The sequence below is a fragment of the Paenibacillus sp. NPDC057967 genome, from assembly GCF_042887015.1.
GTDB lineage: Bacteria > Bacillota > Bacilli > Paenibacillales > Paenibacillaceae > Pristimantibacillus.
On sequence record NZ_JBHVQB010000020.1, the window covers coordinates 1 to 1280 of the forward strand.

At 53.8% G+C, this 1280-nt stretch carries 1 protein-coding gene; it reads left to right on the top strand.

Annotation, left to right across the window (positions count from 1 at the left end; all coding sequences use genetic code 11):
* Window positions 1-1280: InlB B-repeat-containing protein (locus ACFVSO_RS28790; protein WP_387480147.1), on the top strand; the 1280-nt coding region annotated here is incomplete at both ends.

Genomic DNA, 1280 nt, shown 5'->3' on the forward strand with positions numbered 1-1280 from the left:
GGCACGTCGCCAACAGGTGGTGTGTATGCTCCGAATGCTCAAGTTTCAGTAGCATTGCAAGGCGACTTGGAGAAAGCAGGCCATTCATTCGAGGGCTGGAATACAAAAGTGGACGGAACGGGCGATGCATATGCAGCAGGTGCCATGCTGACGATGGGTTCCGCTAACGTGACGTTGTACGCCCAGTGGGAGCTGATCACGTACACAATCAGCTATGACGGCAATGGCAGCGATGGCGGCGCAGTGCCATCGAGCAAAAACTACGCTCCGGGCACGCAAGCTACACTAGCGACTGCAGGTAGCATAACAAAAACAGGCTCCACTTTTACCGGCTGGAACACGGAGGCCGACGGAACGGGCGATGCATATGCAGCAGGTGCAACGCTGACGATGGGTTCCGCTAACGTGACGTTGTACGCCCAGTGGGAGCTGATTACTTACTCGATCAGCTATGACGGCAATGGCAGCGATGGCGGTGCAGTGCCATCGAGCAAAAACTATGCTCCGGGCATGCAAGCTACCCTAGCGACTGCAGGCAGCATGACAAAAGCAGGCTCCATGTTTACCGGTTGGAATACAAAAGCCGACGGAACGGGCACTGCTTATACAGCAGGTGCAACGCTGACGATGGGTTCCGCTAACGTGACGTTACATGCTCAGTGGGAGCTGATCACGTACACAATCAGCTATGACGGCAATGGCAGCGATGGCGGTGCAGTGCCATCGAGCAAAAACTATGCTCCGGGCATGCAAGCTACCATAGCGACTGCAGGCAGCATGACAAAAACAGGCTCCACGTTCACCGGTTGGAATACAAAAGCCGACGGAACAGGCACAGCCTATGCAGCAGGTTCAACAATTACAATCGGCACGTCCAACGTAACGCTTTACGCGATCTGGACCTTGCTGCCAGAAGCAAAATACTACATCACGTACCAAGGCAACGGGATTACATCCGGTGTAGCGCCGACGGATAGCCAAGGCTACACGTCTGGTTCTACAGCAACGGTACTCGGCAGTGGAAACATGGTGAAGAAAGGTAATACCTTTACTGGCTGGAACACAAAGGCTGACGGAACGGGCACTGCTTATGCAGCAGGTTCAACAATTACAATCGGAACGTCCAACGTAACGCTTTACGCGGTCTGGACCTTGCTGCCAGAAGCAAAATATTATGTGACGTATCAAGGCAACGGGATTACATCCGGTGTAGCGCCGACGGATAGCCAAGGCTACACGTCTGGTTCTACAGCAACGGTACTCGGCAGTGGAAACATGGT